This is a genomic window from Arthrobacter sp. Br18 (genome assembly GCF_000520555.1).
Taxonomy (GTDB): Bacteria; Actinomycetota; Actinomycetes; order Actinomycetales; family Micrococcaceae; genus Arthrobacter_D.
In genome coordinates this window covers 1-8,480 of the sequence record NZ_AZSA01000260.1, presented here as the reverse complement: position 1 = coordinate 8,480, position 8,480 = coordinate 1, and the positions used below count along the sequence as shown (strand labels likewise).

Here is an 8,480-nt window from a genome sequence, read left to right as displayed (position 1 = left end):
GGACGGCGACGACGGCAAGGACGGCGACGACGGCAAGGACGGCGGCCATGGCGGCAGCCACGGCGACGACGGCCATGACCACGATTGGGGCTACGGCGATGACGACCATGGCCACGCCGTGCAGCAGATCATGCACGTCGTCAACAACTACTCCTACACGATCACGGTCGATGACCGTGATACCGTCACTGACCAGTCGGTGAACCAGAACATCTGGGCTGATGGTGACGTAACCCAGATGTTCGACAACGATGCCTACATCGCCTCGGGCGACAAGGCCGTCGTCCTGGATGCCAGCACCTCCGGTGACACCTCCATCGACAACTCGGTGGACAATTCGGTCGACAACTCCGAGGACAACTCGACCACCGTAACCGCCGGCGGATCCGCAACTGTCGGGAACACGACGGTCAACACCACTGTGGAGGACTCGTTCAACGACAGCTCCGACAACTCCCAGGTGGAGATCGAGGACTCCTTCAACGACAACTCGGACAACTCGGTCGAAGCCGACGTGGAGATCGTCGATTCGTTCAATGACAACTCGGACAACTCGGACAATTCCGACAATTCCGACAATTCCGACAACTCGATCGAAGCTGACGTGGAGATCGAGGATTCTTTCAACGACAACTCCGTGAACACGGACAACTCGATCGAAGCCGACGTGGAGATCGACGACTCGTTCAACACGGACAACTCGATCGAAGCCGACGTGGAGATCGATGACTCGTTCAACACGGACAACTCGGACAACTCGGTCGACACCGATGTTGAACTGAATGATTCACTGAACGACAACTCGGTCGACAACTCGATCGATGCAGAGTTGGAGATCGACGATTCGTTCAACGACAACTCCACCGAGACCGTCACCGAGGTCGAGGTCGAGGACTCCTTCAACGAGACCGTCACCGAGGTCGAGGTCGAGGACTCCTTCAACGAGGAGACCACGGAAATCGATGTCGAGCTGGAGGATTCCTTCAACGAGGAGACCACGGAAATCGATGTCGAGCTGGAGGACTCACTCAATGACAATTCGGTTGACGATTCCACGATCATCGCTGACAACGAGGTAGAGATCGACGCCGAGCTCAACGTCGATGAAGTTGCACTGTAGTAGGTAAGGACAACACCCGGTCCCACGAAACCGGCCCAACGGGAAGCACGAAATCCCGTTGGGCCGGTTTTCGGGGTCGGGCCATGGTCGTTTCGCAGGAGGAGTGTCACGGTGGTCGAGCTGGTCAAGCTGGTGGAGAGCGGCATCGAGTTGGTGAGCGCAGGGGAGCGTCCTGACTTGCGGCAACGACTGGAGCAGACACGACTGCGGTTGGCCGATCCCGATGTCCGCGTGATCGTGGTGGGGGAATTCAAACAGGGCAAAAGCCAGCTGATCAATGCGCTGGTCAATGCGCCGGTTTGTCCTGTGGACGATGACATTGCCACCTCCGTTCCCACCGTCGTTCGCTACGGCACTCCGGCGTCCGCTGTCGTCATAGCGCCGCGAGAAGGTGCCGAGTCCGACGACGGCGAACCATCTCTGGAGCGGCGGCCGGTATCCCTCGATGCCATTGCCGACTTCGTATCGGAGCGGGGCAACCCGGCCAACCGGCAGAAGCTTGCTGCAGCGGAGGTCTGCCTCCCCCGCAAGATCCTTGCGAACGGGCTGTCGCTGATCGACTCCCCAGGAGTGGGAGGCCTGGATTCCGCGCACTCGCTCACCACGTTGACGGCGCTGCCCACCGCGGACGCCATGATCCTGGTATCGGATGCCTCCCAGGAGTACACCGAGCCGGAAATCCGGTTCCTGCGTCAGGCGATGCGGATCGTCCCCAACGTCGGATGCGTCCTGTCCAAGACCGACCTCTATCCGCAGTGGCGTCGGGTGGCTGAACTTGACCTCGCGCACCTCGCGCATCTTGGCCCGGATGGTCCGGTACCGCTCATACCGGTCTCCTCCGATCTCAGGCTGCACGCGGCTCGACTCAACGACGCCGAGCTCAATGAAGAATCCGGGTTTCCGGTTTTGGTCAGCTATCTCCGCCACGAGATCGTGGCGAAGGCGGAGAGGCTTCAGCGCCGATCGGTGGCCCAGGATCTGCTGTCCACCGCTGAACATCTGCGGCTCTCGCTTCAGGCGGAGCTTAATGCCCTCGAGAATCCGGAAGGTGTGCCGCTCATGCTGGCGCAGTTGGAGGAGTCGAAGGAACAGGCGAACCGGCAGCGCAAGCGGTCGGCCCGCTGGCAGACCACCCTGAACGACGGCGTCACCGATCTCATCGCAGACATGGAGCACGATCTCCGGGACCGCCTGCGCAAGATCCAGCGGGAGGCCGAGTCGTCCATTGACGCGGGAGATCCCGGTCTGTCCTGGGACCAGTTCGCCGACTGGCTGGAGCAACGTGTCGCGTCCGCGGTATCGGATACCTTCGTCTGGACCAACGAGCGGGCACAGTGGCTCGCCGAGCAGGTAGCAGAACTGTTTGCACAGGACGAAGTCGCACTGCCGCTCCTGCAGGTTTCGAGCACCGAGCATGTCCTGGACCCTGTGGAACAGGTGCCCACCCTCGACCCCGGTACGCTCGGCGCGGGTCAGAAAGTGTTGATCGGCATGCGGGGCTCGTATGGCGGTGTCTTGATGTTCGGCCTTTTGACGGGAGTCATCGGCATGGCCCTCATCAACCCGATATCGGTGGGTGCGGGGCTCCTCCTCGGACGCAAGGCGTACAAGGAGGACAAGGAGGCGCGGCTGAAGCGGCGCCAGGGTGAGGCAAAAGCGCTCGTCCGCCGCCAGATCGACGACGTCGTCTTTCAGGTGGGCAAGCAACTCAAGGACCGCCTTCGGCTGGTCCAGCGGTCGACGCGGGACCATTTCACGGATCTTGCCGAGGAGCACCACCGGTCGCTGGCAGACTCGGTGTCAGCAGCCCAGCGCACTGCCTCGACGCTGACCCAGGAAACCGGTCAGCGCGTGCGAACGCTCAAGGCTGAGTTGAGCAGGGTTGAAGCCCTGCGGCTGCAGGCGGCGGCACTCGAGCCACAGTTGGCTGTCGCGGCGGGGACGTGAAAGACACCAGCGCGGGGGTCGCTGAGCTCATTGCCGATGCACTGGGGGTCTACGGGAACGATCCGCAGCTGCGGACCGAGCTCGAGAGCTATGCGCAGCGGCTCAACGAACCGCTGCGCGTCGCGGTGGCCGGCATGGTGAAGGCAGGAAAGTCCACGCTGCTCAACGCCATCATCGGTGAGGAGGTTGCGCCGACTGATACCGGTGAGTGCACACGCATCGTTACCTGGTACCGGTACGCGGATACCCCCCGCATCACGCTCTACCCTCTCGTGGGGAAACCCCGCTCGCTTGCAGTGCGGCGTGTCAGGGGGAGGCTTCAGTTCGACCTGGGCCAGGCCCGCGCAGAGGACATCGGCCGCATCGTGGTTGACTGGCCTGCTGAAAGCCTGCGTAACCTCACCCTGATCGACACCCCCGGCATTGCGTCCCTGTCCTCCGACGTCTCGGCACGTGCCACGACCTTCCTGACGCCTGAGGACGCCCCATCCGAGGCCGATGCAGTTCTTTACCTGATGCGCCACCTCCACGCATCGGACCTCAAGTTCCTCGAGGCATTTCGTGACACGAGTGCAGGGCGAACAGGAACGGTCAATGCGCTGGCTGTCCTGTCGCGGGCCGATGAGGTTGGAGCCGGCCGCATCGATGCGCTGCTGTCTGCAGGGCAGATCGCGGACCGCTACCGCCACGACCCTGCACTGCGCGCGCTCGCGCTCGGGGTGGTCCCCATAGCGGGCCTGCTCGCGCAAACCGCCCGTACGCTGCGCCAGGATGAATTCAATGCCCTGCTGAAACTCGCCAGACTCGACAAGGTCGCGCGCGAACGGATGCTGATCTCGGCAGACCGCTTCTGCCGTCCGGATGCGGAACTGGAGGTGACCAAGGAGGCACGCGCTTCGCTGCTGGAGCGCTTCGGCCTTTTCGGCATCCGCCTTGCCTTGGTCCTGTTGCGCAACGGCATCACCGAACCGACCGCCCTGGCGCACGAACTGGCGAAACGTAGCGGACTCAGGGAACTGATGCTGCAGGTCACGCGGCAGTTCGAAAGCCGTGGCTCACAACTGAGGGCCCGCACCGCCCTCACCGGTGTCCGGGTGATGATGAAGGAACACCCCCGGGAAGGGGCGGCGCAGTTGGCCGCAACGGTCGAGTGCCTCGAGTCAGGGGCCCACGAGCTCACGGAGCTGCGGCTACTGGCAAGGCTGCGGGGCAGGGACGTCCCTCTCGCTCCTCCCCAGGCGGCCGACGCCGAGCGGCTCATCGGCGGTTCCGGTGCTGCCCCTGCTGCCCGGCTCGGGTTGCCGGACAGTGCAACACCACAGGAGCTCCGCGCCCAGGCACTGGGGAGTCTTCACCGTTGGCGGCTGGTATCCGAGAACCCACTCACCGACCGCGCCGCGCTTGAAGCCTGCCAGGTGGTGGTGCGCAGCTGCGAGGCGCTGCTCGCGGCGCAGTACTCACGGCAGTCGGCTTCAGGCGGGCCGGCGCTCGCTGGTCATCTGGCCGGACCGGAACCATCGGGTGGCACCGGGGAGCAGACAGGCGACAAGCGCCGCGCAGGCTAGCACTGCCTGGCCGATCACCAGCAGGGGAACCGGCTGGAAGCTCGAGTCTGGTCCGGCAAGGAAGGCTGTCGCCAAAAAGGCGGCACCCACCTGGAGCACCAATGCGACCAGAAGTGCCCATCGCACCCAGCCCCGGCCCTTCAGTAGCGGTCGAACGAGGGCCACCTCGAGGAGGAGAACCACCCCCAGCGCGCCGAGTGTGGACCAGAACGCCAGGCCGATGACGACATCGAGTTCGGCCGGCTCCAACCCACTGTTCAGCCCATTCGCAGTTTCTCTCAGGAATTCCACATGCGTGGTGCGTTCGAGGAAGGCGATGACCAGTGCGATCCCCCCGAGGAGGAAGCTCGCCGCCCATAGCCTTCCGGACAGCTTCACTTCGCTGCTCGGCTCGCGGGGGGCCAGCACCGGGGGAGGATTGGGCTCGGACATCTCGGGGCGTGGTGGGCGCATGGTCGTAATGTAGCCGCATGAGGCGCATCCATCAATCGCCCGGCACCCGATCCGACCCGAAGGTTCTCATCTGCACGGCGCAGGGGTTACCCGTCGCGCAGCTCCGGGTGTTGGTTGCCGTCGTTGCGGCAGGCAGCATGCTCGTCTCGTGTTCGCCGGGTCAGCCGGATCAGTCCGGTCGGTCCGAACAGCCGGATCAGCCGAATCAGTCCGAACAGCCGGATCACGTGGGATCCTTCGCTGCTCCATTACCCTCTGCCGTCCTACTGACAGGAGATTCCATCACCGAGGGGTGGCATGCCACCACCGAGGGATCGAGCTTCCGTGGACTCGTGGAGGAGTGGCTGACCGAAGGTGGAGCCGAATCCGTCTTCGGGACATATCAGGCGGGATATACCGTCCAGGAGGTGGCCGAGGGCTTCGAAATTCCCCGTGGGATGGACCTCGCCGTGGTGGAGCTGGGCACCAACGACATCGGGCGGAACAACGCCGTCGACGGCTTCGGCGTCCAGTATGCGGCGTATCTCGAAGACCTGGAGGAAGCTTCCCCCGGTGTGCGGCTCGTGTGTCTCGGCGTCTGGCATCCGGCGTCGGACAAGACCTCGGCGTTCGATGCCGTCATCGAGAGCGAGTGCACCACCCGCGGCGGGGTGTTCCACCGGTTGTCGGGCCTCTTCGGGGACGCCGGGTTGCGAGGGCCGGAGGGAGTGCCGACATGGGTCGGGGACTCCGACGTCTTTCACCCGAACGACGCCGGTCACGAGCGGATCGCGGAGCTGGTGAAGCAGCTCGTTTCAGCGCCCTGAACCGCGGGGCTGGGCCGCCCGGCCGCCCGGCTCGCCGTCGGGTGCCGCGACGTGGCAAACTAGATAACCGTGCGCAGGTGATCCGCCGTTTCGGCAGGGCCGCGGCGCGGTCCGCCCTGGTGTAATGGCAGCACCCCAGCCTTTGGAGCTGTGGAGTATAGGTTCGAATCCTATGGGCGGAACGGCCGAATGCGCCGCGTAGAATTGCGCCGGGTCCGTCCGGCCAATCAAAACCAGGTAGGAGCGCTTCTTCGTGAGCCACCAGAACGCAGACACTGCCAGGCCATACCCCCCGGGCGCCTACCCGGCAGCAGTGATCGTTCTCGCTGCCGGTGCCGGTACCCGGATGAAGTCCCGCACCCCTAAGATCCTGCATCCGCTCGGCGGCCTTTCCATGGTGGGTCATGCGCTGAATGCTGCACGGGGCCTCGAGCCGGAGTCGCTCGCCGTCGTCGTCCGGCATGAGCGTGAGCGGGTAGCCCGGCACATCACTGAGCTCGACCCCGGCGTACTCCTCGTTGACCAGGACGACGTCCCAGGAACCGGGCGCGCCGTGCAGGTTGCACTGGACGCGCTGGATGGACACGCTGGGCAGCCTCTCAGCGGCACTGTCGTGGTGACCTACGGCGACGTTCCGCTGCTCACGTCCGAGACGCTGCTGGCGCTGGTGAAGGCTCACCACGACGACGGCAACGCAGTCAGCGTCCTCACCGCCGTCCTCGACGACGCAACAGGCTACGGGCGCATCGAGCGGGCGGCTGACGGCACCGTCACGGCCATCGTGGAGCACAAGGACGCGACGGCCGCGCAGCTCGCCATTCGCGAGGTGAACTCGGGCATCTACGCGTTCGACGCCGGGATTCTGCGCACCTCACTGCTGCAGGTCGACGCGGAGAATTCGCAGGGCGAGATGTACCTGACAGATGTGCTCGGCATTGCCCGGGCAGATGGCGGGCGCGTAGCCGCACTGGTGGCTTCCGACCACTGGCAGGTGGAGGGGGCGAATGACCGGGTCCAGCTGGCACACCTCGGCGCGGAGTTGAACCGCCGGACCCTGGAGCGCTGGATGCGGGCAGGTGTCAGCATCATCGATCCCGGAACCACCTGGATCGATGGGACCGTGCTGCTCGCGGAGGACGTCACCATCCTCCCCGGCACCCAGCTCCACGGCTCCACGCAGGTTGCGCGCGACGCCGTCGTCGGCCCTGATACGACGCTCACCGACGTCCACGTGGGCGAGGGCGCCCACGTGATCCGCACCCACGGTACCGGGTCCCGCATCGGCGCCGGTGCGTCGGTGGGGCCCTTCACGTATCTTCGTCCAGGAACCGTCCTGGGGGATGAGGGGAAGATCGGAGCATTCTATGAGACGAAGAACGTGACAGTAGGACGGGGTTCCAAACTGTCCCACCTCGGCTACGCGGGCGATGCCGAGATCGGCGACTATACGAACATCGGATGCGGCAATATTACGGCCAACTACGACGGCGTGAGCAAGCACCGCACCACCATCGGCTCCCACGTGCGCACGAGTTCGAATACCGTTTTCGTTGCTCCGGTGGCCGTCGGTGACGGCGCGTACACCGGAGCCGGCGCAGTCATCCGCAAGGACGTGCCGCCGGGGGCTCTCGCAGTGAGTTTCGCCCCGCAACGCACCACCGAAGGCTGGGTAACCGAAAAGCGCCCCGGGACGGCTTCCGCAGAGGCCGCACGGGCCGCGGGCAGTGCGGCTTCCACCGATACCCCCAGCACCCCCACAGAAGAGAGCGGTCACGCATGAGCGAGATTACGGCACGCGGCGAGAAGAAACTGGTGCTCGCTTCCGGGCGTGCACACCCTGAACTGGCCGAGGAGATCGCCTCGTGGCTCGGAACGGAGCTGCTTCCCGTTTCCGCCTACGATTTTGCGAACGGCGAGATCTACGTGCGGTCGGGCGAGAGCGTCCGCGGAACCGACGTCTTCGTCATCCAGGCCCACCCGGCACCGCTCAACAACTGGCTCATGGAGCAGTTGATCATGATCGACTCGCTCAAGCGGGCTTCGGCCAAACGCATCACGGTTGTCTCGCCGTTCTATCCCTATGCCCGGCAGGACAAGAAGGGGCGCGGCCGCGAACCCATTTCGGCGCGGCTCATCGCCGACCTCTACAAGACGGCAGGCGCCAACCGGCTCATGTCCGTCGACCTCCATACCTCACAGATCCAGGGCTTCTTCGACGGACCCGTCGACCATCTCATGGCCATCCCGCTGCTTGCCGACTACATCCGGTCACGGGTCAATGCCGACAACGTCACCGTCGTCTCGCCCGACACAGGACGTGTCCGCGTGGCTGAGCAGTGGGCGGAGCGGCTCGGGGGAGCGCCGCTGGCCTTCGTTCACAAGAGCAGGGACCTGACCGTGCCGAACCAGGCGGTCTCCAAGCAGGTCGTGGGCCAGGTGGAGGGCCGTACCTGCGTACTCATCGACGACATGATCGATACTGGCGGGACCATCTCAGGAGCGGTGCAGGTCCTCAAGAACGCGGGCGCCAAGGACGTCATCATCGCCGCAACGCACGCCGTCTTCTCCGACCCCGCGGCCCGCCGGCTC

General features: G+C 64.7%; 8 protein-coding genes and 1 tRNA gene. 7 read left to right on the top strand and 2 right to left on the bottom strand.

Annotated elements, in window-relative coordinates; genetic code table 11:
- The 3 genes from Y704_RS24275 to Y704_RS18125 form a co-directional block, all read left to right on the top strand.
- On the top strand, window positions 1-1,120 hold a 1,120-nt coding region (locus Y704_RS24275), incomplete at its 5' end, for a hypothetical protein (RefSeq protein WP_026548821.1).
- A 111-nt stretch (window positions 1,121-1,231) separates the two neighbouring features.
- Window positions 1,232-3,067: a dynamin family protein gene (locus Y704_RS0101530; protein WP_051476585.1), complete on the top strand. Its 1,836-nt coding sequence runs from the start codon at window positions 1,232-1,234 to the stop codon at window positions 3,065-3,067.
- The gene (locus tag Y704_RS18125; protein WP_081747339.1) at window positions 3,064-4,632 is read left to right on the top strand and encodes a dynamin family protein; all 1,569 of its coding nucleotides are present in this window, start codon (window positions 3,064-3,066) and stop codon (window positions 4,630-4,632) included. Before Y704_RS0101530 ends, Y704_RS18125 begins: the two co-directional genes overlap by 4 nt.
- On the opposite strand, the gene Y704_RS0101520 is transcribed toward Y704_RS18125, so the two are convergent.
- Together Y704_RS0101520 and Y704_RS24760 are read right to left on the bottom strand one after the other, a co-directional pair.
- Window positions 4,540-5,085, bottom strand: a complete 546-nt coding sequence (locus tag Y704_RS0101520) for a hypothetical protein (protein ID WP_155850160.1) — start codon at window positions 5,083-5,085, stop codon at window positions 4,540-4,542. The two genes, Y704_RS18125 and Y704_RS0101520, sit on opposite strands and share 93 nt — an antisense overlap.
- Window positions 5,086-5,171: 86 nt before the next feature.
- Window positions 5,172-5,312 (bottom strand): hypothetical protein, encoded by a 141-nt coding sequence (locus Y704_RS24760; protein ID WP_216698927.1) that lies wholly within the window; start codon window positions 5,310-5,312, stop codon window positions 5,172-5,174.
- Between Y704_RS24760 and Y704_RS18120 the strand changes: the two genes are divergently transcribed.
- The 4 genes from Y704_RS18120 to Y704_RS0101495 form a co-directional block, all read left to right on the top strand.
- Window positions 5,313-5,891 (top strand): SGNH/GDSL hydrolase family protein, encoded by a 579-nt coding sequence (locus Y704_RS18120; protein WP_035771094.1) that lies wholly within the window; start codon window positions 5,313-5,315, stop codon window positions 5,889-5,891.
- Window positions 5,892-6,001: 110 nt separating this feature from the next.
- Window positions 6,002-6,073 (top strand) — tRNA-Gln (locus Y704_RS0101505).
- A gap of 71 nt (window positions 6,074-6,144) precedes the next feature.
- Complete coding sequence (gene glmU, locus Y704_RS0101500) at window positions 6,145-7,671, top strand: bifunctional UDP-N-acetylglucosamine diphosphorylase/glucosamine-1-phosphate N-acetyltransferase GlmU (protein WP_051476584.1); 1,527 nt, start codon at window positions 6,145-6,147, stop codon at window positions 7,669-7,671.
- Window positions 7,668-8,480 (top strand): ribose-phosphate diphosphokinase (locus Y704_RS0101495; RefSeq protein ID WP_026548817.1); only part of this gene is annotated, 813 nt, incomplete at its 3' end. The genes glmU and Y704_RS0101495, both read left to right, overlap by 4 nt.